Below are 26,665 nucleotides of genomic sequence, written 5' to 3' on the forward strand. Positions count from 1 at the left end.
AAGGCCGATGCCATTTCGTAACCTATCCGAGACCTTATGCACTCGACACCGCTACGTCGACGGCACTTAAAGGAAGCGCAATCTTGAGCTTTGACCGCACGTTCCTGACCAAACGCGTTTTCAGACGCACTCTAGTTGGTGGGATTGCGGCCCTCACGGTGTTCTCCGGCGTTATCTCCGGCTCGGCGCACGCCGATCCGGCCGAAGACGGTTTGGCAAAGCTCAATGAGCTGTCCCGGCAGGCCGAGCAGCTCACCGAGTCCATGCATACGGCCCAGCTGGACCTCGACAAGAAACTCCAAGCCGAGGGTGTCGCCGAGAAGAAGCACAGCGATGACCTGGCCGCCGCCGACGCGGCAAAAGCCCAGCTGACGACCTATCAGAGCGCGGTCGACAAATTTGCTGCAGCGGTCTACATGGGCGGTCGCACCGACGGCCTGAACGCGATCCTGACCGCGGAGTCGCCCCAGGGACTCATCGACAAAATGGCTGTGCAGCGGGTGATGGCCGCCGAGATGGCCGCCCAGATGCAGAACTATCGACGGGTCAACGACGAACTCCGCCAGACCGAGGCCGCCTCGGCCAAGTCGGCGGCCGACGCCAAGACGGCCGCCGAGCAGGCCGCGGCGGTGCGCGCCGACCTGCAGCGCAAGCAGTCCCAACTGCAGGTACAGATCGCGGCCGTCAAGTCGCGCTACCAGACGCTGACCCCGGAGCAGCGGACCGCGCTGGCCGCGCCGGGCCCGCCGCCTCCCGCGGACATTCTGGCCGCGCCGGCACCGGCGGGGCTCCCGCCGCTGGCCGACGTGCCGCCGCCGGATGCGTTGCCGCTTCCCCCGTCACCCGACGCCCCCCCGCCGCCGCCGGAGGCAGCAGAGGTCGTCCCGATGGCCGCTGTACCCGCGCCCGGCCCGGGCGGCGAGCAGGCCGCCGTCGCCGTGCAGGCCGCCCTCACCCGGATCGGCGATCCCTACGTGTGGGGCGGCTCGGGTCCCAATGCTTTCGACTGCTCCGGTCTGGTGATGTGGTCCTTCCAGCAGGCCGGCATCTTCCTGCCGCATTCCAGCCAGGCGCTGGCGCACGGCGGGCAGCCGGTGTCGCTGGATCAGATGCAGCCCGGTGACGTGGTCAACTACTACTCCGACGCCTCGCACTCGGCGATCTACATCGGCGACGGGATGATGGTCCACGCCTCAACCTTCGGCCAGCCGGTGCGCATCGCCCCGGTGAACAACGCCCCGATCTACAACGTCCGTCGGTACTGACCGGCGGCGCCGGTTCTCGGCCGTCCTCGCCGCCACGTTGCTCGCCGAGTTGCTGGCGGCCTCGGTTCTGATCGCCGTGCCGTCAGATGCCCCGCCCGGGCAACCGTCCCCGAGTGCCGCCGTTCCCACCCCGGCTCCGCTGGTGGTCGGCGACGGTCGAACCGTGGACCTGATCAGCCTGGGGGGCTCGGGCACCGATGGCCTGCTCACCCGGATCGCCGGGGATATCGGTGACGCCGTCGCCGCGGTCGAGAAGTTCTGGGGTACCGACTGGGAGCACGAGATCGTCGTGATCGCGACCGGCTCACCGGCACAGTTCCTCACCGAGGGTGGCCTGGACCAGCACGGAAACTGGGCTGATATCGCCGCGGTGTCGGTCGCCGACCAGGTCGACATCGCCCACCGTCGCGCCAGCGGGCAACGCATCGTGTTCGCGCCCGGTGCCGCCGCCATGAGCGACGCGTCGTTGCGAATCGTGTTGGCCCACGAGCTGTTTCACCTCGCAGCCCGCGCTGACACCGCGCTGGACGCGCCGCGCTGGCTGGTCGAGGGGGTGGCCGATTTCGTGGCACGGCCGCCGGCGCTGCTGCCCGCGGACGCCGCGGCGGATACCGCGCTGCCCGCCGACGCCGACCTGGACATCGCCGGTCCGCAACGCGAGCGTGCCTACGACCGGGCCTGGTGGTTCGCCCGGTTCGTCGCCGACACCTACGGTGTCGACGGGCTGCGCCGGCTCTATGTCGAGGCCTGCGGACCCGGTCACGGCGACTTCGCCACCGCGGTTCACCACGCCCTGGACACCGACATCGCCGGGCTACGCGCCCGCTGGGCGCGTTGGCTCACCGGATAGCGTGGGTGGCGATGACGCGGGTCCTGCTGGTCACCAATGACTTTCCGCCCCGCCGTGGCGGCATTCAGTCCTACCTCGAGCAGTTCGTCGGCCGGCTCGCCGACACCGGAGAACACCAGCTCACCGTCTACGCCCCGCAGTGGAAGGGCGCCGACGACTACGACCGGGCGGCGCGCTACCGCGTCATACGTCACCCCGGCACGCTGATGCTGCCCGAGCCGGGTGTGGACCGCCGGATGCGGGCCCTGATCGCCGAGCATGGCATCGAGACGGTGTGGTTCGGTGCCGCCGCACCGCTGGCGTTGCTGGCCGGCCGGGCTCGCGGCGCCGGGGCCCACCGGGTGCTGGCCAGCACACACGGCCACGAGGTGGGCTGGTCGATGCTGCCCGTCGCGCGCTCGGCGCTGCGGCGAATCGGCGAGCAGACCGACGTCGTGACCTTCATCAGCCATTACACCCGCGGCCGGATCGCCTCCGCGTTCGGCCCCGACGCCGCCCTGGAACACCTGCCGCCCGGGGTGGACATCGATCGGTTCCGGCCCGACCCCGTCGCCAGGGCCGAACTGCGCGGTCGGTATGGGCTGGGCCGACGGCCGACGGTCGTGTGCCTGTCCCGGCTGGTGCCGCGCAAGGGCCAGGACATGCTGATCAAGGCGCTGCCCGGCATTCGCCGCCGGGTGGCCGACGCCGCTCTGGTGATCGTCGGCGGCGGGCCCTATGCCGACGAACTGCACAAACTGGCCCGGCATGTCGGCGTCAGTGATGCTGTCGTGTTCACCGGGGCGGTACCGGGCGCCGAGCTGGCGGCGCACTACGCGATGGCAGACGTCTTCGCGATGCCGTGTCGCACCCGAGGTTCCGGACTGGACGTGGAAGGACTGGGCATCGTGTTCCTGGAAGCGTCGGCCACCGGGGTGCCGGTGGTGGCCGGCCGCTCGGGCGGCGCTCCCGAAGCCGTGCAGGACGGGGAGACCGGCCGGGTGGTCGACGGCCGTTCGACCGACGAGATCGCCGACGCCGTCGCGGAACTCCTCACCGATCCGGCGCTGGCCGCACAGATGGGGAAAGCCGGCCGGCGGTGGATCGAGTCGGACTGGAGCTGGGCCGCCCGCACCGCGCGGCTTTCCGAACTCCTCCGTGCGACCGACCACCCTGTGTGACGATGTGCCGGTGAGCACGACCCGGTTGATGGCATTCGGAGGTGTCCTGGCCTTCGCCACCGCTCTTCTGGCTCCGGCCGGCGAAGCGGTGGCCGCCGACTGCCCCGATGTCGAGGTGATCTTCGCCCGCGGCACCGGTGAGCCGGCCGGCTTGGGGCGGGTGGGCCAGGCCTTCGTCAACGCGCTCGCGCCGCGGCTGGGCGGGCGGACGCTGGACAGTTACGGGGTGAACTACCCGGCCAGCCTGAACTTCCTCGCGGCGGCCTCCGGCGCCGACGATGCGGCGAGCCGCATCACGGACATGGGTGCGCGATGCCCGCAGACCGCGCTGATCCTCGGCGGTTTCTCCCAGGGGGCCGCGGCGGTGTCGATGCTCGCCGGTGTGCCGCCGGTGGGACAGCGAATCGGGAGCATCGGCTCGGCGCCGCCGCTGGGGCCGGCCAGCGCCGGTCAGGTAGCCGCGGTCGCGGTGTTCGGCAATCCCGGGGCCCGGTTCGGGACGCCGCTGTCGAGCGCCGGTCAGTTCGCCGGCCGTGCCATCGATCTGTGCAGCGGCGGCGACCCGATCTGCTCGGACGGACGCGACCGCGGCGCGCACAGTTCTTATGAGCTGCCGCCCTACCCCGGCCAGGCGGCGGGTTTCGTGGCCGGCCTCGTCTGACCAGCGGCTATTTGGCGTAGATCGCCTCGATCTCCTCGGCGAACTTCTGCGCCACCACGTTGCGCTTGACCTTCAGCGTCGGGGTGAGCTCACCGGTCTGCACGGTGAAGTCGCATGGCAGGACGCGGAATTTGCGGATCGACTCCGCATGCGACACATGTCGATTGGCGTCCTTGACAGCCAGCTCGACCTCGGCGATCAGATCGGGATCCTCACGCAGGTCAGCCACCGAGGCGGTCGCGGGTTTGCCATGGTGGGACTTCCACACCTCGAACGCCTCGGGGTCGATGGCGATCAGCACGCCGATGAACGGCTGGTTGTCGCCGACGGCCATGGCCTGGCTGATCAGCGGGTGGGCCCGCAGCGCGTCCTCCAGCACGGCAGGGGCGACGTTCTTGCCGCCTGCGGTGACGATGATCTCCTTCTTGCGGCCGGTGATCGACAGGAAGCCTTCGGCATCCACGCTGGCCAGATCGCCGGTGTGGAACCAGCCGTCGACGATCGCCTCGGCGGTGGCCTTCTCGTTGTGCCAGTAGCCGCCGAACACCACACCACCGGAGACCAGCAGTTCGCCGTCGGAAGCGACTTTCATGCTGTTGCCCGGCACCAGCTTGCCCACGGTGCCCACTTTGAGTTCGCCGATCCGGTTCACTGTGATCGCCGCGCTGGTCTCGGTGAGGCCATACCCCTCGTAGATCGACAGGCCCACCCCGCGGTAGAAGTGACCCAGCCGCTTGCCCAGCGGCGCGCCCCCGGAGATCGCGGCATGGCAGTCGCCGCCCAGCGCGGCACGCAGCTTGCCGTACACCAGCCGATCGAATGCCGCGTGGCCGAGCTTGAGCAGCAGGTTGGGTCCACCGTTGTCCAGCGCCTCGCTGTAGGCGATCGCCGTCTTGGCGGCCAGATCGAAGATCCGGCCCTTGCCGCTGTCGCTGGCATTCAATTCGGCTGTGTTGTAGACCTTTTCGAACACCCGGGGGACCGACACCACGATTGTGGGCTTGAATACTCCCAACATCGGCACCAGGTTCTTGATGTCGCTGGTGTAGCCGAGTGTCACCTTGTTGGCGAACGCCGTCATCGACAGGGCGCGGGCCAGCACGTGCGCCAACGGCAAGAACACCAGGAGCCGCTCGTGCTTGCGCAGCAGCGTGGGGAAACACGCTGCTGCACCCAGGGTTTCGGACAGCAAATTGGAGTGGGTCAGTGCAACGCCCTTGGGTCGGCCGGTGGTACCCGAGGTGTAGATCAGTGTCGCGGGATCGCTCGAGCGGAGGTCCGCCAGCCGGCGGTTCAGCTCAGCGGGGTCGGCGCCGGCGGCCGCCTCGGCCAACTCGTCCAGCGCGGTGGGGCCGGAGGACTCGATGCGCAGTGTCGTGCGCAGGGCCGGCAGCTGGTCGTGGAGTTCCTTGACCATCTGGGCGTGGGCCTCGTTCTCGGTGAACACCAGGACGGCGCCGGAATCCTCCAGTACCCAGAGGACTTGTTCGGCCGACGAAGTCTCGTAGATCGGCACGGTGACCGCGCCGACCGACAGGATCGCGTAGTCGAGGATGACCCATTCGTAGCGGGTCCCCGACAGAATGGCCACCCGGTCGCCTGCTTGCACCCCCTCGGCGATCAATCCCAGCGCCGCCGAGCGGATCTGGGCGGCGATCTGGGCGCAGGTGACATCCGTCCAGGCGCCGTCGATCAGCCGCTGGGCGATCACGTAGCTCGGGTCGGAGCGCTCGTGTGAGTACACGGAGCTGACGACATTGTCGTGCTCACCGATGGTGAACGACGCCGGAACGCTGTATTCACGCATGTCGACCAGCCTAGTCAACTCAGCAGGTGGGCGGCGGGGAGGATATGCAAAGCTGGTGCGATGAACAGCATCCAGGTCGCCGACGAGACATTCGTCGCGGCCGATCCCGCGGCGGTGGGGCGTACGGTCTCCGATCCGGCGAACTGGCGTCGGTGGTGGCCGGATCTGCGGCTGGAAGTCGTCGAGGATCGTGCCGACAAAGGGGTGCGCTGGACGGTTACCGGCTCACTGACCGGCACCATGGAGATCTGGCTGGAACCGGTGTTCGACGGGGTGTTGCTGCACTACTTTCTGCACGCCGAGCCGGCCGGTGTCGCGGCCTGGCAGTTGGCCAAGATGAACCTGCCCAAGCTGAACCATCAGCGCCGGGTGGCCGGTAAGCGGATGGCGTTCGAGGTGAAATCCACGCTGGAGGCATCTCGGCCGGTGGGGGTCGCACCCCGCCACTGATATCGGGTCACACGCGCAGGCGGGAGGGTACCGTTTGTGGCCGAGGGAGCGCGACCCTCTCGGGTCGCGCAGCGCAAAGCGACGGGAATTGGCAACAGTGGCTGACAAGACGGCGCAGACCATCTATATCGATGCGGATCCTCGCACTGTGATGGACGTCATCGCCGACATCGGTTCGTATCCCCTGTGGGTCTCGGAGTACAAGGAGACCGAGGTTCTCGATTCCGACGAACAGGGTTATCCGTTGACCGCCCGGTTGGTGCTGGACGCCGCGGTGCTCAAGGACACCATGGTGTTGTCGTACGACTGGCCGGCCGACCGCAAGTCGGTCCGTTGGTCGTTGGTCTCGAGCTCACTGCTGCGGGCGCTCGACGGGGCATATACCTTGGCTCCCAAGGGTTCTGGAACCGACGTCACCTACGAGCTCTCGGTGGACCTGATCATCCCGATGATCGGGTTGCTCAAGCGCAAGGCCGAACGACGGCTGACCGACACCGCACTCAAGGACTTGAAGAAATGGGTCGAGGGCTGAGTGGCGCCCGACGACGCCCCCGCCGATGCGGGCCTGACTGACCGGGCCCGGATCAGCTTTTTCGTCGGCAAGGGCGGGGTGGGCAAGTCGACGCTGGCCTCGGCGACGGCGGTGCGGGCGGCGCTGGCCGGCGAGCGGGTGCTGGCGGTATCCACCGACCAGGCGCATTCGCTGGGGGATGTTCTCGGTGTTCCGGTACCGCCGACCGGTGCTCGCGAGCCGGTGCGGATCCTCACCGAGGAGGGCACCGACGCCGTCGGTGGCGGGCACCTCGATGCTCTCGCCCTGGACACCCTGGCGCTGCTGGAGGGCAGATGGCGGACCATCGCACCGCTGCTCGCCGCGAGGTTCCCGAATTCCGATCTCAAAGATGTTGCCCCGGAGGAGCTTTCTGCCATTCCCGGTATCCAGGAGGTGCTCGGCCTGGCCGAGGTGGCCGCGCTCGCGGACTCCGGGCGGTGGGACTACGTCGTCGTGGACTGTGCCTCGACCGCCGACGCCATGCGGATGCTGACGCTGCCCGCGGCATTCGCCATGTACATCGAACGGGCCTGGCCGCGGCATCGCCGGCTGAGCGCGGCCGTCGACAATGCGCACAGTGCGGCCACGGTGGCGGTGATCGAGGGGATCAGCGCGGGGGTCGAAGGCCTGTCCGCCCTGCTGACCGACGGGCAGCGGGTCAGCGCCCATCTGGTGCTCACCGCTGAGCGGGTGGTGGCCGCGGAGGCCGTGCGCACCCTGGGTTCGCTGGTTTTGATGGGTGTGCGGGTGGCTGAACTCTTCGTCAATCAGATTCTGGTCCAAGATGATTCGTACGAATACCGGAACCTGCCCGAACACCCGGCCTTCGACTGGTATTCCGAGCGGATCTCCGAGCAGCAGTCGGTGCTCGACGAGCTCACCGCCGCGATCGGCGACGTCCAGCTGGTTCTGGCGCCACATCTGGCCGGCGAGCCGATCGGGGCCAAGGCGCTGGGCCAGTTGCTCGACAGCGCCCGCCGGCGGGACGGCTCGGCGCCGCCGGGGCCGCTGCGACCGGTGGTGGACCGCGAATCGGGCTCGGGAGTCGATGCGATCTATCGCATGCGGCTAGAGTTGCCGCAAATCGATCCGGGGACGCTGACGCTGGGCCGGGTTGACGACGACTTGATCATCGGTGCCGCGGGGATGCGGCGCCGCGTGCGTCTGGCGTCGGTTCTGCGGAGGTGCATCGTGATGGATGCGGCATTGCGCGGTACCGAGTTGACCGTGCGCTTTCGACCCAACCCGGAGGTGTGGCCCGCGTGAATGGCCCGCATCCCGATTTGGGGCCCGAGCTGCGCGCGCTGGCTCAGGCGATCCTCGACCGGCTGGACCCGGCGGTACGTGCCGGTGCCGCGATGACCGCGGGTGCTGCGCCGGGTAAGTGTCAGCAGGTGTGGTGCCCGGTCTGCGCGCTGGCCGCGCTGGTCAACGGCGAACAGCATCCGCTTCTGACCGTGGTGGCCGAGCACAGCGTGGCCCTGGTGACGATGATCAGGGCCATGGTCGCCGAGGAGGGCGGTGGCGAGCCCGAGCCGCCCGGCGAATCGCCGGACGGGCCGGCTCCCGATTCGCCGGGCCCGCCGTCGAGCCGGTATCAACACATCCCGGTCAGCGTCGAGGAGTGAGCAGACCTGTGGTCGGTGTCCGCGCGCCTGGGTAGAGTTAGCTCAAAGCGCGCGGCCCGATCGGGAGGCTCCATGTGGTTCTGGCTGTTCAAGTACATCTTGATGGGGCCGCTGCTGCGCCTGCTCGGTCGCCCGAAAGTCGAAGGGCTTCACTATATTCCGCGCTCGGGGCCGGTGATCCTGGCCAGTAATCACCTGGCGGTCGCGGACAGCTTCTACCTGCCGCTGGTGGTCCGCCGGCGGATCACGTTCCTGGCCAAGTCCGAATATTTCACCGGCACCGGACTGAAGGGCTGGTTCAACCGCTGGTTCTACTCGTCGACGGGGCAGGTGCCGATCGACCGCACCGACGCCGACAGCGCCCAGGCCGCGCTGGACACCGCGCAGCGGCTGCTGGAGCGGGGCAAGCTGCTCGGCATGTATCCCGAGGGCACCCGCTCCCCGGACGGCCGGCTCTACAAGGGCAAGACCGGGCTGGCGCGGCTGGCGCTGGAAACCCAGGTCCCGGTGATTCCGGTCGCGATGATCGGAACGGACCTGGTCAACCCACCGGGATCGAAGATGTGGCGCTTCGGCCGGGTGACGGTGCGCTTCGGCAAGCCGATGGATTTCTCCCGGTTCGACGGCCTGGCCGGCAACCGCTTCATCGAGCGCGCGGTGATCGACGAGGTCATGTACGAGCTGATGGAGCTGTCCGGTCAGGAGTACGTGGACATCTACGCCGCGACGCTCAAGAACAATGACGCTGAAAAACCTAAGCCGGGTGCACCAGATCAGCCACCGGCGCGGATCCCGGAGACCGCCGCGGGGTAGCACCCGGCCTGCACACCGTCAGGCCTGCGACGACGATCACCGCCAGCGCCCACCACACGTAGGACATCCCGAGCAGTTGGCGCCACCACGATGCCGTCTCCTCGTGGTGCTTGGGCAGCAACTCCAGCGGGATCCACACCATGAGCGCCACACCGACGGCGGTGACCAGCCCCAGTGCGGCATTGCGGTGCCGGTAGGCGATCACCGCCCCGGTGATGACGGTGGGCAGTGCCCACACCCAGTGGTGCGACCAGGACACCGGCGAGACCACCAGCCCGAACAGGGCCACGCACATCAGCGCCAGCGTCGCCGCTTCCGCCGAGACCTCGCCGTGCGCGGGGCCGTCGCTCAGTACCCGCCGGACCGCCCAGATCGTCAGCGCCAGCACGACGAAGCATGCCAGCGTCCACACGACGAAGTGGATGTTCTTGTCCAGCCCCAGCCGGGCCAGCGCGCCGGCGATGTTCTGGTTGGTGTTCAGCGCCGCGCTGCCGATGCGATCGGTGTGCCGAACCGTCGTGGTCCAGTACTCCACCGAATCGCGCCAGGCCAGCGCGCAGCCCAGCAGGCTGGCCGCCAGGAACGTGCCAACCGCGGTCAGCGCGGCGCGGCCGTCCCGGCGCAGGACGAAGTACAGCAGGAACACCGCCGGGGTCAGTTTCAGCGCGATCGCGATTCCCAGCAGCATGCCCCGCGGCCAGGGTGTGCGGCGCGGCAGGCAATCGGCGATCACCAGCGTCATCAGCACGACGTTGATCTGGCCGAACGCGAAGTTGGCGTCGATGGGCTCGAGGTACATCACCGCCAGTGCCACGATGCCCGCTGTCAGCCAGGCGCGACGCAACCACGCCGGTTCGCGGGTCACGGTCGAGGCCGGCCACACCGCCAGCCGGGTGAGTACGAGCCAGGTCGACAGCAGCACCAGCACCAGCGTGATGACCGTGATGATCACGCTGGCCGCCGACAGCGGCACCCAGGCGAACGGGCTGAAGACGATCGCGGCCAGCGGGGGGTAGGTGAACGGCAGATTCAGCCCGATCAGGGTGTGGAACGTCGCGTCGCCGGCGTACAGCGACCGGCCGTCCAGCCAGGCCTGTCCGCCCATCCGGTAGACCTCGATGTCGATGCGGTAGGGGATCTTCCCGAACAACAGCCAGCCGGCATACACCAGCAGGACGACGATGGCGACCTGTGTCACCCGCCAACCGGCGGTCGGCCAGGGCCCCGCCACACTGCCCACCTCGGGCGACCGCCGCATACTCATGTCATACCCAGAATATCTCCGGCCCCACGACGTGCCGGGCGGTATCCCGGCCGTGCCGACCCCCGATCTGGGGCCATCGGGCGTAAGTTCTGTCCCCGTGCCCTACCACCTGCACTTCGACGTCGTCGCCCCCGGGCGCGTGCCGCTGATGTGGTGCCTGATCGCGTTCATCCTGACGTTCTTCGTCACCCGGACGATCGTGCGCTACATCCGCCGTAACGCCGACAGCACCGCTCCCCGCAAATGGTGGCAGCCCCGCAATATCTCCGGCCACGGTGGAATGCACATCCACCACATGGTGATCGGCATCGTCTTGGTGATGATCTCCGGAGTCACCATGGTGACCCTGGCCGTCGACGGTGGGGTGGGTGAATTCACGGCTGCGGCAATTGTTTTCGGGATCGGCGCAGCCCTGGTTCTGGACGAGTTCGCGCTCATCCTGCATCTGGAGGACGTGTACTGGGCCGAGGACGGGCGGGCCTCGGTGGACGCGGTGTTCGCCGCGGTCGCCGTCGCGGGGCTGTTGATCATGGGCTTCAACCCGCTGTCCTTCTTCGACATCGGGATCTGGCGTGAGGACGATTCGATCGTCTCGCGCATCACCGTCGTGGTGATGGCGGTGGCGACTCTGGCATTGGCGGTGGTCGTGCTGCTGAAGGGCAAGGTATGGACCGGCCTGGTCGGCATGTTCATCACGCCGCTGTTGTTCATCGGGGCGATCCGGTTGTCCCGGCCGCACGCCCCCTGGGCGCGCTGGCATTACCAGGACAAGCCCCGCAAGATGCACCGCGCGCTGGAGCGGGAACGGTACATGCGCCGCCCCGTCGTCCAGGCCAAGCTGTGGCTGCAGCACATCGTCGCCGGCGAGCCCAGCTTCCCGGCCGACTCCGAGGTCGACGCCGAGTTGGACCGCGAGATCCACGCCGCGCCTGCGCCGCAACGAAGTACCGACGCCAAGGCGCAGGTCCCGGCCGAGACGACCGGATAGGGTGCGGCGCGTGCGGTTCTTCTACGACACCGAGTTCATCGACAACGGCCGGATCATCGACCTGATCTCGATCGGAGTGGTGGCCGAGGACGGGCGTGAGTTCTACGCGATCTCCACTGAGTTCGACCCCGAGTCGGCCGGCAAGTGGGTACGCAACAACGTGCTGCCCAAGTTGCCCAAGCCGTCGTCTCAACTGTGGCGGTCCCGGCGCGAGATCCGAGAGGGCCTCGAGGAGTTCTTCAACATCGACGGTGACGAACCGATCGAGCTGTGGGCCTGGGTCGCCGCCTACGACCACGTCGCGCTGTGCCAGCTGTGGGGGCCGATGACCAGCCTGCCGCCCCAGATCCCGCGGTTCACCCGCGAGCTGCGCCAGTTCTGGGAGGATCGCGGCTGCCCGCGGATGCCACCCCGGCCGCACGACACCCACGACGCGCTGGTCGACGCCCGCCACAACTTGCGCCGTTACGTGCTGATGACCACCGGCGTCGACCAGGGCGCCGCTCCGGTCAGCCGGTAAATCGGCGTGCGCGGCCCGGTTACCATGGATGGGTGAACTGGACCGTTGACGTACCCATCGAACAGCTGCCGTCGCTGCCGCCGCTGCCTGCTGATCTGCGCGGACGGCTCGATGCCGCGCTGACCAAGCCGGCCGCCCAGCAACCCAGCTGGGATGCCGATGCGGCCCAGGCGATGCGGACGGTCCTGGAGAGCGTGCCGCCAGTGACCGTCCCCCGGGAGATCGAGAAGCTGTCCACCCAGCTCGCCGCGGTCGCCCGCGGCGAGGCCTTCCTGCTGCAGGGCGGCGACTGCGCCGAGACCTTCGCCGACAACACCGAGCCGCACATCCGAGCCAATATCCGCACGCTGCTCCAGATGGCGGTGGTGCTCACCTACGGCGCGAGCCTGCCGGTGGTCAAGGTGGCCCGCATCGCCGGCCAGTACGCCAAGCCGCGTTCGTCGGACACCGACGCGCTGGGGCTGAAGTCCTACCGCGGCGACATGGTCAACGGATTCGCGCCGGACGCCGCTGTGCGCGAACATGATCCGTCCCGCCTGGTGCGCGCGTACGCCAACGCCAGCGCGGCGATGAACCTGGTGCGCGCGCTGACCTCCTCCGGGCTCGCCTCGCTGCACCTGGTGCACGACTGGAATCGGGAGTTCGTCCGTACCTCGCCGGCCGGGGCCCGTTACGAGACGTTGGCCAGCGAGATCGACCGCGGTCTGAAGTTCATGAGCGCCTGCGGGGTCAGCGACCGCAACCTCGACACCGCCGAGATCTACGCCAGCCACGAGGCGCTGGTGCTGGACTATGAGCGCGCGATGCTGCGGCTTTCCGAGGATTTCCCGACGGAGGCGCCCGAGCCGCGGCTCTACGACCTGTCGGCGCACTACGTATGGATCGGGGAGCGCACCCGCCAGCTCGACGGAGCGCACATCGCTTTCGCCGAGGTGATCGCCAACCCGATCGGGGTGAAGATCGGCCCGAATATGACCCCTGAGCTGGCCGTGGAGTACGTCGAGCGGCTCGACCCGCACAACACGCCGGGACGGCTCACACTGGTCAGCCGGCTGGGCAACCACAAGGTGCGCGACCTGCTGCCACCGATCATCGAGAAGGTGCAGGCCACCGGCCACCAGGTCATCTGGCAATGCGACCCGATGCACGGCAACACCCACGAGTCCTCGACGGGTTACAAGACCCGCCACTTCGACCGCATCGTCGACGAGGTGCAGGGCTTCTTCGAGGTGCACCGGGCGTTGGGCACCCATCCCGGCGGTATCCACGTCGAGATCACCGGCGAGAACGTCACCGAGTGCCTCGGCGGCGCGCAGGACATCTCCGACACCGACCTCGCCGGCCGCTACGAGACCGCCTGCGACCCGCGCCTGAACACCCAGCAGTCACTGGAGCTGGCGTTTCTGGTCGCTGAGATGCTGCGCGACTAGCCGGCGGTCCAGGTCGGCGACCAGCCGGTCCAGCTCGACAGGGCGGCCCCGGTAACCGATGTACTCATCCGGCCTGACCACGAACGCGCTGGGGACGTCGACTCCGTACTGGCGGTGCGCTGAACGAGTCGGATCGCCAAGTGCCGCATGATGATCGGCGAAACGCTCGGCACTGACCACCCGGGCTTTGACCATCCCGGGATAGCTCTGTTCGAGTTGGTCGGCCATCCGGCACAGTTCGACAGCCGGCCGGGCATCGTCGTCGAGCCCGGCGAACAACAGCACGACGTGCTCGGTTCCGCGGAAGACGTGGTGCAGACGCCCTGGCCGGCCGTCGATGAGGACCTCTGCGTCGCGGGCCCGATCGCCGGGTGCCGGTGCGGCGTGCCATCCCCAACCGTCCTCGGCGTTCAGCGGGCTGTCCGGGTAGTGCAGCCGCAGCTGGGCCAGCAGGCCGACGAAGCGCCGGCGGATCCATGCGCGGTTCAGTACCCGGCGGAACAGGAGCGGTGCCACCCGTCCGCGCGCCAGCCGGGCCAGCGGTTTGTGGCCACCGAAGACGGAAAACAGCCGGTCGGTCGTCATCAGCAGCTGCTCTCCGACCGGGTGCCGTTCGGCCTGATAGCTGTCGAGCAGTGACTGCTCGGCGAGCCCGCGCTCAACCATTGCCAGTTTCCACCCGAGGTTGTAGGCGTCTTGGATGCCGGTGTTCATACCCTGCGCACCCGCGGGGCTGTGTACGTGGGCGGCATCGCCGGCCAGGAACACCCGGCCATCGCGGTAGCGGGGCGCCACCCGGCTGTGCACCCGGTAGCGCGTCACCCAGTGCTCCTTGATGACCGTGGCCGGGAACGGAACCCGCTCGTCGACCATGTCCTGAAATTCGGTGTGGGTCGGCTCGCTGTACTCCGCGCTCGGGCCCTGCGGTCCTGGCGGGAAATTGCCGAAGATGCGGTAGCGGTTCTCGCCGGGCATCGAGAACGCCGCGAAGATTCCCGCCGGGCTGGGGAATGCGTACAGGCCGCCGTGCGGCAGCTTCCAGTCCAGTTCGGCGTCGGCCATGATGAATTCGTCACGATAGGTCGATCCCGCGAAGGGGATGCCCGCGGCCTGGCGTACCGCGCTGTGCGCTCCGTCGCAGCCGATGACCCATCGACAACGCACCGATTCGGTCGAGCCGTCCCCGTGGCGCACAGAGGCGAGCACCGTCTCATCGTCTTGAGTCAGGTCCATCAGAGCCCGTCCCCGCTCGACCTCGATGCCGAACGTGGCGAGGTGCTCGGTCAATATCCGCTCGGTGTGGTGTTGGGAGAGGGTGCGCAGCTCGGGGTAGGCCGTGGAGTTCCTCGGCCCGGTCAGCAGCCCGGAGAAACCCCATTCGAAGATGTCGTCGGCGAAGGTGATGGTCAGATTCGACGCGGGCTCACCCGCTGCGAGCACCGGTGCGATCACGCCGATGTCGTCGAAGATCTCCAAGGTCCTCGGTTGGACGACGAGGGCGCGGGAGGTGGTGGCCGGCTCGGGCTCCCGGTCGACGATCCGCGGCGTGATCCCGTGTCGGGCCAGTTCGTTGGCCAACAGCAATCCGGTCGGACCAGCGCCCACGATCAGGACGCCGAGATCGGGTACCAGCATGTCCATCACCCCTTTAATTCACCACTAGGTGAATTCGAGTATCACTACGGATGTAGTGATTGTCAAGGGTGGATGGCTCAGACGAGCGCGGTGAGATTGGTGCCCAGCATCCAGCCGGCCGCGGCGACCCCGCCGGTGAGCAGGAGCACGATCAGCACCCAGAACACCAGCGACCGCCGGGCGTGTTGTCGTTCCCAGATGAATTCGTTCATCTCGATGCCGGCGAATTGACTTGCCGTGACCGGCATTTCGTCCTCGGCCGGGTCGGGATGGGAGTCCCGCGGGCCGCGAATGAGCTGCCGGGTGGGGTTCTTGGCCTGGGGTGGCGGCGGTAGCGGCCGGCCGCCCAGCGCAGCCGCGGCGGTAGCTGCGGGCCGATGGTCGTCGGCGGGCCTGCTGTGCAAGGCGGTGGCCGCGGCGTGCTGTGCGGAGTTCGCCGGTGCGGGCACCCGGAATTTCGGTAGCGCCAACTCCTGGACGATGGCGTCGAGATCCTCGGCCATCTCCTCGGCATCGGCGAACCGTTGGTCGGCATCGCGGGCGGTCGCGTGCGCGATGAACTCGTCGAATTGATGTGGGACCCCGCCGATCGCCGAACTGGGCAGTGGCACATCATGATCGATTCGCTGATAGGCCACCGCCAGCGCGTTGTCACCAGTGAACGGTGTTGCGCCGGTGATCAATTCGTAGGCCAGGATGCCGACGGCGTAGACGTCGCTGCGTGCGTCGGCCGCGCCATTGCTGACCTGCTCGGGGGACAGGTAGGCCGCGGTGCCCAGGATCACGCTGGTCGAGGTGATACCGGCCTCGGCCACGGCGCGCACCAGGCCGAAGTCGACGAGCTTGACCTCGCCGTCGTCGGAGATCAGCACGTTTTCCGGTTTGACGTCGCGATGCACCAGGCCGGCGTGATGCGCGGTGGCCAGACCCCCCAGCACCGGACGCAGCACCGCCGCCGCGGCATGCGGGGGCATCGGGCCGCGCTCGCGCAGCAGTTCGCGCAGCGTGCCGCCCTCGATCAGTTCCATGACGAGGAAAGGAGCCTCCCGGCTTGATCCACCGCCGCCCTGGTCGTAGACCGCGACCAGCCCCGGGTCCTTCAATCGGGCGACGGCGCGGGCCTCGCGCTGGAACCGGGTCAGGAACTGGCTGTCGTTGGCGTAGCGCGCGTCCATCACCTTCAGCGCCACCGGCCGGTCCAGACGGACGTCAAGGCCGCGGTACACCGTGGACATTCCGCCGGTGGCGATCCTGGCGTCGACGCGGTACCGCCCTTCCAGCAACTCGCCTTCGAGTGGGTCCGACGTCACCGCCACATGGTATGCCCTGGCAATCGGAGCAATCCCGACCCGGATTCATCACCCCGAGCGCGTGTCAGCGCGGCCGGTCGGCTCTAGACTGAGGCGGGTGAGCAGCATCCCTGTCGGCGACGACGTTCTGAATCCCGACGAGCCCCTCTTCAGTCTTCCGGAAGTCGCGGAATTGTTGCACGTACCGGTGACGAAGGTGCATCAGCAGCTACGGGAAGGGCACCTGGTGGCAGTGCGGCGCGGCGGCGTCCCGATGATCCCCAGGGCCTTGCTCACCGAGCACGGTGAGGTGGTCAAGAGTCTGCCCGGGTTGCTGGCCGTTCTGCGGGACGGCGGCTATCACGACACCGAGATCCTGCGCTGGCTGTTCACCGCCGATCCGTCGTTGACGGTGACCCGCGACGGGGTCCGCGAGTCGATCAGCAACGCCCGCCCGGTCGACGCACTACACGCTCACCAGGCCCGTGAGGTGGTCCGTCGGGCCCAGGCCATGGCCTACTGAGACCGCGGCCGGACCTTGGTCGCGGCGGGCTCGTCCGCGTGGTGCAACGAATACCAGGCGATCAAGGCGCAGGTGGTGGCCAGTATCACGTGGATCCACGAATACATGCCGTGCGAACCGTCGGGCTTGAAGATCACCATGATCCACGTCGAGAACCCGGCGATGAGCGCGATCGCCGCTCGGGATTGGGCCAGCGCCGACAGCACCGCCAGCGGCCAGGTGTAGTACCACGGCAGCGCGGCGGGCACGAACAACACCACCACCAGCATCGCCCAGGCGATGCCCGTCAGGGCCTCGCGGTCGTCGTGACGGAACCGCCACCACAACAACGGAAGTGACACCGCGATGATGACGATCCCCGCGATGCGGGTGACGTCGAGGACGGCATAGAAGTTCACCGGCAGGAACAAGCCGCCGATCGCGTTGGTGAGGTTGGCGATCGCCGTCGGGATCGTCAGCCAGTTGATGATCTTCACCGAACCGGCCAGCGCCGTCAGCCAGCCCAGGCCCACCCCAGCCACCCAGGACAGCACTGCGAACACCGCGACGAAGATGGTTACCGATGCCGCCGCTGCGGTCGCGAAAGCCTTTGTGGCGGTCAGACTTTTGCCCTCGCGCAGGTGGCGCATCCAGACCCAGACCATGAACGGCAGCGCCAACACCGCGGTGGCCTTCACCGCGACGGCGACGGCGATCAACCCCGCGCCCGCGGCATGGTGGCCGCGCAATGTCAGCGCGATGCCGGCCATCATCAGCCCGACCATCAGCATCTCGTTGTGCACGCCACCCATCAGATGGATGATCACCAGCGGATTGAGGACGCAAATCCACAGCGCCACCGCCCCGTTCGCGCCGATATGGCGGGCCACCCGTGGTGCCGCCCAGATCAGCATCGCCAACCCCGGCAGCATGCACAACCGCAGCAGCATCGTGCCGGCCACGACGTGGTCACCGACGAGCGTGGTGATGAATCGAGCCACCAGGATGAAAGCCGGGCCGTAGGGGGCGGTCGTGGTCGTCCAGATCGGGCTGACGTTGTCCAGCAACGGGTTCTGGTTCTCCACCGGCCCGACGGCGTAGGGGTCGAAGCCATCGCGCAGCAGCGCCCCCTGGGCCAGATACGAGTAGGTGTCGCGGCTGAACAGCGGCACGCTCAGCAGCAGCGGCGCCAGCCAGAACCCGGTGGTGGCGATCATGGTGTAGTCGGTGACGGCAGCGCCCCCCGATTGATCCCCGGGTCGCTGCGCTCCTGCCCGCCCCGATTGATCCCCGGGTCGCTGCGCTCCTGCCCGCCCCGATTGATCCCCGGGTCGCTGCGCTCCTGCCCGCCGGATGGTCCGCCGTCCCACCCACAGCCAGGCCACCAGCATCACCACCACGCCGCCCCACAGCAGGACCGAGGACACCACCAGGCCGTGGCCGAACCGCAGCCAGGACAGGTGCATCGTTTCGAGCACCGGGTCGTGCTGACGGGTGCTGCCGGCGCCCAGCCCGCCGAGGGTGATCAGCACCGCGCCCAAGAAGCCGAGCAGCGCCGGGCGGCCCTCGTCGCCGGTGGTGAACGCCGCCAGCCGCGCGAGGCCGCCCGTGGTCTTCGGTGTGGTGGGTGTGGTAGCGGACATGGGCCTAGGCCGACCGGTTGGCGGCCAATCTGGCGAGTTCGGTCAGGCCGGCCCTGGCCGGCGCATTGATCGGTGCGCGCTCCAGCAGGCCCAGTGCGCGGTTTGTGAGCAACTCGATATGCGCTTCCACCGCGGCCAGCGCACCGACCGACTCGATCACGTCGCACAGCTGACGTACTTCGGCATCGGTGAGTTCGGTACCGATTCCGGCGCGCAGCCGGTCCGCGGCGGCCGGATCGGAGTCGGCGGCTCGTTGCACGGCCTCGGCCAACAGCACGGTGCGCTTGCCGGATCGCAGGTCGTCACCCGACGGCTTGCCCGTCACCGCGGGATCCCCGAACACGCCCAGGACATCGTCGCGCAGTTGGAAGGCGACCCCGAGATCGGTGCCCAGTTCGTAGAAGATGCGCTGTACGTCGGGGCGGTCGGCGGCCGCCGCGGCGCCCAGTTGCAGTGGGCGGGACACGGTGTAGGAGGCGGTCTTGTAGGTGTTGACGTTCATCGCCGACTCGATCGACTCGGCGCCGCTGGACTCGGCGACGATGTCGAGGTACTGGCCGCCGAGGACCTCGGTGCGGATATCGGACCACACCCGCTGGACGCGTTGCCGGCCATCGCCGGGCAGATCCGCCGTGGTGATGATGTCGTCTGCCCACACCAGCGACAGGTCACCCAGCAGGATGGCCGCCGAGCGGCCGAACTGCTCGGAGGAACCCCGCCAGCCCCGGCTGCGGTGCAACTCGGTGAAGTGGACGTGGGCGGTCGGCATGCCGCGCCGGGTGGCCGAGTCGTCGATGACGTCGTCGTGGACCAGGGCGCAGGCGTGCAGTAACTCCAGCGCCGAGATCAGCAGCAGGATCCCGTCGTCCACCGGTGCGTCGGGTTCGGCGGTCACCGCCCGGTAGCCCCAATACGCGAAGGCGGGCCGCACTCGTTTGCCGCCGCGCAGGACGAACTCTTCGAGGGCGGCGACGAGCCCGTCGTAGTCGGTGCCGATGTAGGCGGCGTCGGCGCGCCGGCCGGCCAGGTATCCCCGCAGTTGGTCGGTGACGGCGCCGGCCAGCTGGACGGCTGACGGAGCTGCTGCTTCGACGCTCAGCGCGGCGCCCCTTTCTGTGTCGGGTGGGTGCAACCAGAGTAGAGCGTCACGGGTGCCCGGACCCTACGAAGCCCTACCGAGCCTTAGCTGTCGGTCTGATCGGTGCTGGCGAACCGCGGTGAGCGGTCTCGGCTGACCCATGCCAGGGCCCCGATGACGCCGGAGACCACCAGCGCGCCGAGCCCCAGCCACAGGGCTGCACCGGTGAACGAGCGGGTGCTCGGGTCGGTGTAGCGGGCCTGGGCGCTCATCGTCGAGACCACCCCGGGCTTGAGTTTCCATTCGACGACATCGGTGTCGAGGCGATCGCCGTTGGTGGAGGTCACTTCGCCGGGAAAGGACACGGTCAGCTCCACGTCGGCGTCGGGGTCGGTGACGCCGGTCAGGTCGACCCGACCCTCGAGGATCACCAGATTGCCCGCCCGCCGCAGGGAGATGTCCACGCCGGCCGCCTCACGGTTGAGGTTGGCCAGCTGCGGCACCTCGGAGAAGGACAGATTGGAGAACACCGCCTCGGAGCCGACGTAGTCGTCCGATTCATACTTCGACACCGAGATCTTCTGGCTGAACGGCACGTTGAGGTCGAACTGCGGTCCCTGGTCGTCCGAATCGCGTTGTTTCGCCGCGGCGATGATCTGGCCGGAGACCTGGTCGTCGGGCGACACCGTGATCGAGGCGTGCACGCGCACGCAGCCGACCGCCAGGGGTGCCACGAGGAACAGCAGCAGCGCCACGGCGCGCAGGCGCAGGCGGCGGGATCGGTCGCGCACGTGGGTATCGTGCCAGATGCGGGCTAGAGCGGGAGGCTGCGGCCCAGAATGGCGAAGGCCCGCGGGTCACCGGCGAAGTGGTAGCCGCGGATGATGTCGGTGAAGCCCAGTCGCCGATACAGTCGCCAGGCGCGGTTGGCCTCGCCGATGATCTCCGGGGTGGACAGCAGCACGTGGGCCTCGCGCCGGCCGGTCAGCAACCGACGGGCCAGCGCTTCGCCGAGTCCGCGGCCCTGAGCACCCGGGTGGATGTGCAGCTCGGTGAGCTCGAAGTAGTTGCTCATCAGCCGGTTGATCTCGTCGGCCGGCACGCCGATGCGGCGCAACCCGGCTACCACCTGCTGCTGCCACCATTGATCGGGGGCGCCGCAGTAGCCATAGGCGATGCCGAGCAGGGGAGCACCGGACAGCTGTTCGGCGCAGGGCTGTTCGCCGGCAGCGATATCGGTCTCGACGGCCGCGACGGCCTTCCATCCGTATCGACGGGTGTGCTCGACCCACATGGCCGCCCGCTGGCCTTCGGTGCCGCGGGGATAGCGCATGGCGTCGACATACACGGTCAGCGCGTCGTTGAGGCGGTGCGCCATGTCGTTGGGCGACAGATCGATGAGGAAAGTCGCCAACGCTTCGGTGTCCTTCGTCGCTGCGGATCGGTCGGGGTGTATCGCCATTATCGGTGCACTCCGGCCCGACCCTCACCAGTGCGGTGATGACGAGCCCCTTACCTGGTGGTGGCGGGGACAGAACAACCCCTGGACACAGCTACAATCGGGTGGACCAACTAGGTGGTACGGCGCACTTTCACCTCGTATCATTTGGTTAGTCGCCCGGGTCATCGCTGGGCAGCCAAGTTTTATCGGAATCGTGACCGGCCGTGTTGGCAAGGAGGGACGAATGCCACTCTCCGATCATGAGCAGCGCATGCTCGACCAGATCGAGAGCGCTCTCTATGCCGAGGATCCCAAGTTCGCCTCGAGCGTGCGGGGCGGAACTCTGCGGGCTCCGTCCACGCGCAGGCGACTGCAGGGTGCCGGCCTGTTCGTGATCGGCCTGGCGATGCTGGTTGCCGGTATCGCTTTCCCGGCCACGCGGATCGGCGACTTCGCGATTCTGTCGGTGGTGGGCTTCGTGGTCATGTTCGCCGGGGTCGTGTTCGCGATCACCGGCCCGCGGGTCGCCGGCGGGCGGGACAAGTCCGGCCCGTCCTCCTCGGCCGGCCCGCGTCAGCGCAAGCCCAAGGGCGGCGGGGGCTCGTTCACCAGCCGCATGGAGGATCGCTTCCGCCGTCGCTTCGACGAGTAGAGGCGGATTTTCGCACACGGGGTAGCCGATCGGCTGCCCCGTTTTTGTCGGCGCGGCACGGCGCGCCAGTGCCGAGATCGACACGATGATCGGCGATTCGCTGCAACCGCAGCCTTGGTGTCGATTTCGTAACCGTCCAACCCTCCCCACTCCGCCCCACCAGCGCTTGAACTGGGCATTTGTCGACTGCCCTAGTGCTGGCGAGCGTCTCTGAGCACTGTCGGTGGCAGAAAGTGGTGGATGCTGCCCAAAATCAGGGGTCATGGTGGAGCAAAGTGGGGGATTGTGGGGTATTGTGGCCGTTAACGGAGCGACGGCTCCGAGGGGCTGGGGCTCCAGCAGGTGTGAAGGGATGTGCGCAGCATGTTTCTCGGCACCTACACGCCCAAGCTCGACGACAAAGGGCGGCTGACGCTACCCGCCAAGTTTCGTGACGCGCTGGCAGGAGGTTTGATGGTCACCAAGAGCCAAGACCACAGCCTGGCCGTCTATCCGCGCGCGGAGTTCGAACAGCTGGCCCGGCGGGCTACCCAGACGTCGCGCAGCAACCCGGAGGCGCGTGCCTTCCTGCGCAACCTGGCGGCCGGCACCGACGAACAGCATCCCGACTCCCAAGGTCGGATCACCCTGTCCGCGGACCATCGGCGCTACGCCAATCTGTCCAAGGACTGCGTGGTGATCGGTGCCGTCGACTTCCTCGAGATCTGGGACGCCCAGGCCTGGCAGGAATACCAAGAAACCCACGAAGAGAACTTCTCCGCGGCCAGCGATGAAGCACTCAGCGACATCATCTGAGCTGGTCGCCCAGCCGGAGGTAGCCCGTGCATCGTGGCCTCTGCCCGAACCGACCCTGACGTACTTCCCCAACGCCAGGTTCGCGATCTCGGACAGGGACCTCGGTGCAGGGGCGCGCAGTGCCCGAATCGGTGCGAGGCCGCACCGCGAATCACCCGGAGGCCCCGTCGTGGTTGACGAAACCGACCACGGGCACGTCCCCGTCCTGCTGGACCGCTGTCTGGAGATTCTGGGCCCGGCGCTGCGCAGGCCGGGGGCCGTCCTCGTCGATGGCACGCTGGGGGCCGGCGGACATGCCGAGCGGTTCCTGTCCGAGTTCGGTGAACTGCGGCTGATCGGCCTCGACCGCGACCCCGGCGCGCTGGCGACCGCCCGAGCACGGCTGGCGCCGTTCGCCGATCGAGTCACCCTGGTCCACACCCGGTACGACGGCATCGCCGATGCGCTTGACCAAGCCGGTTGCCCGCCTTCGGGTTCAGTCGACGGTGTGCTGCTCGACCTGGGGGTTTCCTCGATGCAGCTCGACCAGCCCGAGCGCGGGTTCTCCTACGCAAAGGACGCTCCGCTCGACATGCGGATGGACACCGACGCCACGCTGACCGCCGCGGAGATTCTCAACACCTACGACCGTGCCGCGCTGACGGACATCCTGCGCCGCTTCGGCGAGGAGAAATTCGCGCACCGGATCGCGGGCCTGATCGTCGAGCGCCGCCAACAGGCGCCGCTGTCCACCACCGGCGAGCTCGTAGAGATCATCTATCGCGGGATTCCGGCACCGGCCAGGCGGACCGGCGGTCACCCCGCCAAGCGAACCTTTCAGGCCCTGCGGATCGCCGTAAACGCCGAGCTCGATTCGCTGTCGGCGGCCCTGCCCGCGGCGCTGGCCGCGCTGCGCCCGGGCGGGCGCATCGTGGTGATGTCGTATCAGTCGCTGGAGGACCGGATCGTCAAGACCGCGTTCGCCGCGGCGACCGCATCCCGTACGCCCGAGGGTCTTCCGGTCGAATTACCGGGCTACGAGCCGGAATTCCGTGCCCTCACCCGCGGTGCCGAACGCGCCGGCGCCGATGAAATCGAACGCAATCCGCGCAGTGCGCCGGTCCGGCTGCGGGCACTGGAACGCGTGATGCCGGGCAACCCGCGACGGGGAGGGGAGAGCTGATGAAGGTGGGGCGCAAGCCAGCCGGTTTGGCTGATCGTCGAGAAGTCAAGGGGGAAGCCAGGAAAGCCAAGAAGGGTTCGGCCAAGAAGAAGGCGGCAGCCGGAGCCGCCACCGCGCGGCGCCGCGGTCAGGACAGTCCGGCGCGACCCGGGCGCGCGTCGGCGCGCCGGCCCCACGAGCCGCGCGCACTACGTCAGGGACCGCAGACCGCGCCCGCCGCCCGGCCGGCCGAACGCCCGGCGCGGGCCAAGAACACCAGCCAGGCCAAGGCCCGGGCGAAGGCCCGGAAGGCCAAGGCGCCCAAAGTCGTCCGGCCACCACTGCGCGACCGGCTGATCGCCCGGCTGGCCGAAATCGATCTGCGGCCACAAACGCTGATGGCCAAGGTCCCGTTCGTGGTGTTGGTCATCGGGTCGCTCGGTGTCGGCCTGGCGGTCACCCTGTGGCTGTCCACCGACGCCGCGCAGCGCTCCTATCAGCTGGGCGCCGCCCGCTCCACGAACGAGGCGCTCTCCCAGCAGAAGGAGGCGCTGGAGCGCGACGTGCTGGAGGCCGAGTCCGCGCCCGCGCTGGCGGAGTCCGCCCGCAACCTGGGCATGATCCCGTCGAAAGACACCGCTCATCTGGTGCAGGACCCGACGGGTAACTGGACCGTGGTGGGCAAGCCGAAGCCGGCCGAAGGTGTGCCCCCACCTCCGCTGAACAACAAGCTTCCCGACGACAAGCCGCCCGCCCCGGCGGCGCCGGCACCCCCGGCCGCGCCCGTGCCGAAGCCGGGTAGCTCACCCGAGGTTCCGGTGCGTGTCCTGCCGACTCCGCTGGGTGGGCTGCCGTTGAATGGTGCTGTGACCCTGCCACCCAACGCCGGGACAGTGCCGCCCGGCGCATTGGTTTCACCGGGCCAGCTCCCGATGCCCGGCCAGCTTGCGGTGCCGGGCCAATTGCCGGCCCAGCCGCCCGCGCCCGGTGCGCTGGGACTGCCCGCGCCCGTCGCCCAGCCCGCCGCGCCCGCCCTGCCCGCGCCGCCGGTGGCTCCGCCAGCCCCGCCGGCTCCGGTTGATGTCCAGCCCGTGCCGCCTGCCCCGCCACCGGTGGTTCCGCCGGTCGCGCCCGTCGCGCCCGCCGGAGCCGGGCAGTGAGCCGCCGGCGCGACAGGTCCGACAAGTCCGCGTCCCGCCCCGCCAAGGCCGCGCCCGAGACCGGGCCGGGACGTCCGGCCAAGGCGCGGCGCACCCGCGAGGTACTGGAAAGCGGCTCCCGGACAGCGTCGTTCGTGTTCCGTCATCGGGCGGGCAACATTGTCATCTTCCTCGCCCTGGCGGTGGCCGCGGCGCAGCTGTTCAACCTTCAGGTGCCAAAGGCTGCCGGCCTGCGCGCCGAGGCCGCCGGCCAGCTCAAGGTGACCGACGTCGAGAAGGCGGTCCGCGGCAGCATCATCGACCGCAACTTTGACAAGCTGGCCTTCACCATCGAGGCGAGGGCGCTGACCTTCCAGCCGACCAAGATCCGCAAGCAGCTGACCGAGGCCAAGGAGAAGTCGCCCGCCGCACCGGATCCCGACAAGCGGCTCGTCCAGATCGCCACCGATGTGGCGGCCAAGCTCGACAACAAGCCCGATGCGGCGACCCTGTTGAAGAAGTTGCGCAGTAATGAGACCTTCGTCTACCTCGCTCGCGCCGTCGATCCGGCCATCGCCGAGGCCATCACCAAGAAGTTCCCCGAGGTCGGCGCCGAGCGTCAGGATCTTCGCCAGTATCCCGGTGGTTCGCTCGCGGCCAACGTCGTCGGGGGCATCGACTGGGACGGTCACGGCCTGCTCGGCCTCGAGGACGCGATGGATTCGACGCTGTCGGGTACCGACGGTTCCATCACCTACGACCGCGGGTCCGACGGCGTCGTGATCCCCGGCAGCTACCGCAACAAGCATGACGCCGTCAACGGCGCGACGGTACAGCTCACCATCGACGACGACATCCAGTTCTACGTCCAGCAGCAGGTCCAGCTCGCCAAGGACGCCTCCGGCGCCAAGAACGTCTCCGCGGTGGTGCTGGACGCGAAAACCGGTGAAGTGCTGGCCATGTCGAACGACAACACCTTCGACCCCAGCCAGGACATCGGGCGCCAGCAAGACAAGCAGATGGGCAACCTCTCCGTTACGTCGCCCTACGAGCCGGGCTCGGTGAACAAGATCGTCACCGCCGCATCGGTGATCGAGTACGGACTGTCGAATCCCGATGAGGTCCTCCAAGTTCCCGGTGCGATCAACATGGGCGGTGTCAGCGTGCACGACGCCTGGGACCACGGCGTCATGCCCTACACCACCACCGGTGTGTTCGGAAAGTCCTCCAACGTCGGCACCTTGATGCTGGCCCAGCGGGTCGGGCCGGAACGCTACTACGACATGCTCGGCAAGTTCGGGCTCGGCCAGCGCACCAACGTCGGCCTGCCCGGTGAGAGTGCGGGTCTGGTTCCGCCGATCGACCAGTGGTCGGGCAGCACCTTCTCCAACCTGCCTATCGGGCAGGGCCTTTCGATGACGTTGCTGCAGATGACGGGCATGTACCAGGCCATTGCCAATGACGGGCTGCGCATCCCGCCGCGCATCGTCAAGGCCACCGTCGCCGCGGACGGTACCCGCACCGACGAACCGCGGCCCGCCGGCATCCGGGTGGTCTCGCCGGAAACCGCCCGCACGGTGCGCAACATGTTCCGGGCCATCGTCCAGCGCGACCCGATGGGCTATCAGCAGGGCACCGGGCCGGCGGCTGCGGTCGACGGCTACCAGATCGCCGGCAAGACCGGCACGGCGCAACAGATCAACCCGGCCTGTGGCTGCTACTACAGCGACGTCTACTGGATCACCTTCGCCGGGATGGCACCCGCCGACGATCCGCGCTACGTGATCGGCATCATGATGGACAACCCGCAGCGCAACGCCGACGGTTCGGCCGGTCACTCGGCGGCGCCGCTGTTTCACAACATCGCGGCCTGGCTGCTGCAGCGGCAGAACGTCCCGCTCTCGGCCGATCCCGGCCCGCCGCTGATCCTGGAGGCCATTTAGCCGACCGACTCTCCGGCC

26 protein-coding genes are annotated in these 26,665 nt (G+C 68.4%); 18 read left to right on the top strand and 8 right to left on the bottom strand.

Features of this window, described 5'->3' with window-relative positions:
- Positions 1 to 83: 83 nt before the first annotated feature.
- The 4 genes from ripC to ORI27_RS23875 are packed head-to-tail and all read left to right on the top strand — an operon-like array spanning position 84 to position 3,936.
- Complete coding sequence (ripC, locus tag ORI27_RS23860) at positions 84 to 1,265, top strand: peptidoglycan hydrolase RipC (protein WP_265999546.1); 1,182 nt, start codon at positions 84 to 86, stop codon at positions 1,263 to 1,265.
- Positions 1,266 to 1,314: 49 nt separating this feature from the next.
- A complete protein-coding gene (locus ORI27_RS23865; protein WP_407666415.1) occupies positions 1,315 to 2,115 on the top strand; it encodes a hypothetical protein in 801 nt (266 codons plus the stop codon).
- A gap of 11 nt (positions 2,116 to 2,126) precedes the next feature.
- Positions 2,127 to 3,275, top strand: a complete 1,149-nt coding sequence (locus ORI27_RS23870) for a glycosyltransferase family 4 protein (RefSeq protein WP_265999548.1) — start codon at positions 2,127 to 2,129, stop codon at positions 3,273 to 3,275.
- 28 nt (positions 3,276 to 3,303) lie between these two features.
- Entirely contained in the window at positions 3,304 to 3,936 is a 633-nt protein-coding gene (locus ORI27_RS23875; protein ID WP_265999586.1) for a cutinase family protein, read from the top strand.
- Positions 3,937 to 3,943: 7 nt separating this feature from the next.
- Here the strand turns inward: ORI27_RS23875 and ORI27_RS23880 are convergent, their stop codons facing one another.
- Positions 3,944 to 5,743 carry an AMP-dependent synthetase/ligase gene (locus ORI27_RS23880; protein WP_265999549.1) on the bottom strand — a complete coding sequence of 600 codons (1,800 nt, stop codon included), beginning with the start codon at positions 5,741 to 5,743 and terminating at the stop codon, positions 3,944 to 3,946.
- A 60-nt stretch (positions 5,744 to 5,803) separates the two neighbouring features.
- On the opposite strand from ORI27_RS23880, the gene ORI27_RS23885 reads away from it, so the two are divergent.
- The 5 genes from ORI27_RS23885 (at position 5,804) to ORI27_RS23905 (ending at position 9,187) form a co-directional block, all read left to right on the top strand.
- The gene (locus ORI27_RS23885; protein ID WP_265999550.1) at positions 5,804 to 6,193 is read left to right on the top strand and encodes a polyketide cyclase / dehydrase and lipid transport; all 390 of its coding nucleotides are present in this window, start codon (positions 5,804 to 5,806) and stop codon (positions 6,191 to 6,193) included.
- A 97-nt stretch (positions 6,194 to 6,290) separates the two neighbouring features.
- Positions 6,291 to 6,725: an SRPBCC family protein gene (locus ORI27_RS23890; RefSeq protein ID WP_265999551.1), complete on the top strand. Its 435-nt coding sequence runs from the start codon at positions 6,291 to 6,293 to the stop codon at positions 6,723 to 6,725.
- Positions 6,726 to 8,012, top strand: a complete 1,287-nt coding sequence (locus ORI27_RS23895; protein ID WP_265999552.1) for an ArsA family ATPase — start codon at positions 6,726 to 6,728, stop codon at positions 8,010 to 8,012.
- Positions 8,009 to 8,374, top strand: coding sequence for a hypothetical protein (locus tag ORI27_RS23900; protein WP_265999553.1), 366 nt, complete (start codon positions 8,009 to 8,011; stop codon positions 8,372 to 8,374). Before ORI27_RS23895 ends, ORI27_RS23900 begins: the two co-directional genes overlap by 4 nt.
- Before the next feature lie 72 nt (positions 8,375 to 8,446).
- Entirely contained in the window at positions 8,447 to 9,187 is a 741-nt protein-coding gene (locus ORI27_RS23905) for a lysophospholipid acyltransferase family protein (protein WP_265999587.1), read from the top strand.
- Here the strand turns inward: ORI27_RS23905 and ORI27_RS23910 are convergent.
- Positions 9,129 to 10,451: a glycosyltransferase 87 family protein gene (locus ORI27_RS23910; RefSeq protein WP_265999554.1), complete on the bottom strand. Its 1,323-nt coding sequence runs from the start codon at positions 10,449 to 10,451 to the stop codon at positions 9,129 to 9,131. The two genes, ORI27_RS23905 and ORI27_RS23910, sit on opposite strands and share 59 nt — an antisense overlap.
- 148 nt (positions 10,452 to 10,599) lie before the next feature.
- On the opposite strand from ORI27_RS23910, the gene ORI27_RS23915 reads away from it, so the two are divergent.
- Genes ORI27_RS23915 through ORI27_RS23925 form a run of 3 tightly spaced genes read left to right on the top strand, consistent with a single transcriptional unit; the run spans position 10,600 to position 13,389 of the window.
- Positions 10,600 to 11,439 carry a hypothetical protein gene (locus ORI27_RS23915; protein WP_265999588.1) on the top strand — a complete coding sequence of 280 codons (840 nt, stop codon included), beginning with the start codon at positions 10,600 to 10,602 and terminating at the stop codon, positions 11,437 to 11,439.
- A gap of 10 nt (positions 11,440 to 11,449) precedes the next feature.
- Positions 11,450 to 11,959 carry a polyadenylate-specific 3'-exoribonuclease AS gene (locus ORI27_RS23920; protein WP_265999555.1) on the top strand — a complete coding sequence of 170 codons (510 nt, stop codon included), beginning with the start codon at positions 11,450 to 11,452 and terminating at the stop codon, positions 11,957 to 11,959.
- A gap of 32 nt (positions 11,960 to 11,991) precedes the next feature.
- Positions 11,992 to 13,389, top strand: coding sequence for a class II 3-deoxy-7-phosphoheptulonate synthase (locus ORI27_RS23925; protein ID WP_265999556.1), 1,398 nt, complete (start codon positions 11,992 to 11,994; stop codon positions 13,387 to 13,389).
- Here ORI27_RS23925 and ORI27_RS23930 read toward each other — a convergent pair.
- Both ORI27_RS23930 and ORI27_RS23935 read right to left on the bottom strand, forming a co-directional pair.
- On the bottom strand, positions 13,345 to 15,024 hold the full coding sequence (locus tag ORI27_RS23930) for an FAD-dependent monooxygenase (RefSeq protein WP_265999557.1): 1,680 nt from the start codon (positions 15,022 to 15,024) through the stop codon (positions 13,345 to 13,347). The two genes, ORI27_RS23925 and ORI27_RS23930, sit on opposite strands and share 45 nt — an antisense overlap.
- 77 nt (positions 15,025 to 15,101) lie before the next feature.
- Positions 15,102 to 16,340 (bottom strand): protein kinase domain-containing protein, encoded by a 1,239-nt coding sequence (locus tag ORI27_RS23935; RefSeq protein ID WP_265999558.1) that lies wholly within the window; start codon positions 16,338 to 16,340, stop codon positions 15,102 to 15,104.
- 91 nt (positions 16,341 to 16,431) lie between these two features.
- Here ORI27_RS23935 and ORI27_RS23940 point away from each other — a divergent pair, with 91 nt between their 5' ends.
- A complete protein-coding gene (locus ORI27_RS23940; protein WP_265999559.1) occupies positions 16,432 to 16,836 on the top strand; it encodes an Rv2175c family DNA-binding protein in 405 nt (134 codons plus the stop codon).
- Here the strand turns inward: ORI27_RS23940 and ORI27_RS23945 are convergent.
- The 4 genes from ORI27_RS23945 to ORI27_RS23960 all read right to left on the bottom strand — a co-directional run bounded on the left by ORI27_RS23945 (position 16,830) and on the right by ORI27_RS23960 (position 20,950).
- Entirely contained in the window at positions 16,830 to 18,458 is a 1,629-nt protein-coding gene (locus tag ORI27_RS23945) for an alpha-(1->6)-mannopyranosyltransferase A (protein WP_265999560.1), read from the bottom strand. The genes ORI27_RS23940 and ORI27_RS23945 overlap by 7 nt on opposite strands.
- A gap of 4 nt (positions 18,459 to 18,462) precedes the next feature.
- Complete coding sequence (gene idsA2 / locus ORI27_RS23950; protein ID WP_265999589.1) at positions 18,463 to 19,521, bottom strand: bifunctional (2E,6E)-farnesyl/geranyl diphosphate synthase; 1,059 nt, start codon at positions 19,519 to 19,521, stop codon at positions 18,463 to 18,465.
- A gap of 119 nt (positions 19,522 to 19,640) precedes the next feature.
- Entirely contained in the window at positions 19,641 to 20,327 is a 687-nt protein-coding gene (locus ORI27_RS23955; RefSeq protein WP_265999561.1) for an LppM family (lipo)protein, read from the bottom strand.
- Between the two features lie 23 nt (positions 20,328 to 20,350).
- Entirely contained in the window at positions 20,351 to 20,950 is a 600-nt protein-coding gene (locus ORI27_RS23960; RefSeq protein WP_265999590.1) for a GNAT family N-acetyltransferase, read from the bottom strand.
- Between the two features lie 271 nt (positions 20,951 to 21,221).
- Between ORI27_RS23960 and ORI27_RS23965 the strand changes: the two genes are divergently transcribed.
- The 5 genes from ORI27_RS23965 to ORI27_RS23985 all read left to right on the top strand — a co-directional run bounded on the left by ORI27_RS23965 (position 21,222) and on the right by ORI27_RS23985 (position 26,647).
- The gene (locus tag ORI27_RS23965; RefSeq protein WP_265999562.1) at positions 21,222 to 21,629 is read left to right on the top strand and encodes a DUF3040 domain-containing protein; all 408 of its coding nucleotides are present in this window, start codon (positions 21,222 to 21,224) and stop codon (positions 21,627 to 21,629) included.
- Positions 21,630 to 21,992: 363 nt separating this feature from the next.
- A complete protein-coding gene (gene mraZ, locus ORI27_RS23970) occupies positions 21,993 to 22,424 on the top strand; it encodes a division/cell wall cluster transcriptional repressor MraZ (RefSeq protein ID WP_094484486.1) in 432 nt (143 codons plus the stop codon).
- The gene (rsmH, locus tag ORI27_RS23975) at positions 22,399 to 23,586 is read left to right on the top strand and encodes a 16S rRNA (cytosine(1402)-N(4))-methyltransferase RsmH (protein WP_265999563.1); all 1,188 of its coding nucleotides are present in this window, start codon (positions 22,399 to 22,401) and stop codon (positions 23,584 to 23,586) included. The genes mraZ and rsmH overlap by 26 nt, the downstream gene beginning before the upstream one ends.
- Positions 23,586 to 24,725 carry a hypothetical protein gene (locus ORI27_RS23980; RefSeq protein WP_265999564.1) on the top strand — a complete coding sequence of 380 codons (1,140 nt, stop codon included), beginning with the start codon at positions 23,586 to 23,588 and terminating at the stop codon, positions 24,723 to 24,725. Before rsmH ends, ORI27_RS23980 begins: the two co-directional genes overlap by 1 nt.
- Positions 24,722 to 26,647 carry a peptidoglycan D,D-transpeptidase FtsI family protein gene (locus tag ORI27_RS23985; RefSeq protein ID WP_265999565.1) on the top strand — a complete coding sequence of 642 codons (1,926 nt, stop codon included), beginning with the start codon at positions 24,722 to 24,724 and terminating at the stop codon, positions 26,645 to 26,647. The genes ORI27_RS23980 and ORI27_RS23985 overlap by 4 nt, the downstream gene beginning before the upstream one ends.
- Positions 26,648 to 26,665 lie beyond the last annotated feature (18 nt).

Source organism: Mycobacterium pinniadriaticum, assembly GCF_026242045.1.
GTDB classification, from domain to species: Bacteria; Actinomycetota; Actinomycetes; order Mycobacteriales; family Mycobacteriaceae; genus Mycobacterium; species Mycobacterium pinniadriaticum.